The sequence below is a fragment of the Winogradskyella poriferorum genome, from assembly GCF_050618035.1.
Classification (GTDB): Bacteria; Bacteroidota; Bacteroidia; order Flavobacteriales; family Flavobacteriaceae; genus Winogradskyella; species Winogradskyella poriferorum_A.
This window is the reverse complement of record NZ_JBODPY010000211.1, coordinates 1-224: the sequence shown is the minus strand read 5'-3', so window position 1 is coordinate 224 and position 224 is coordinate 1. Positions and strand designations below refer to the sequence as shown.

General features: G+C 35.3%; 1 pseudogene. It reads right to left on the bottom strand.

Annotated elements, in window-relative coordinates:
- Positions 1-194 (bottom strand): annotated as a pseudogene (locus tag ACRHOC_RS15505) (lysine transporter LysE); the annotation flags it as partial.
- Positions 195-224 lie beyond the last annotated feature (30 nt).

The window sequence follows — 224 nt, the reverse complement described above, 5'->3', positions numbered from 1 at the left end:
GTGGAAGATCGGTCCTTAATTTTATCAAAAGAGAAGATATAGTAATAAAGGATCACAAAAGTCCCCATCGAGGCACCTGTTACATGGGTTATAATGCTTAGTCTTTCAAAATTCATCCAGCCAAATGTAGCTAAGGTGATAGTCATATAAGCTTGATATGGTATAGGAAATACGTTGAGAGGTGATAAAAACATACCATGAAAGAATCGGCTTTTTTTACTTCT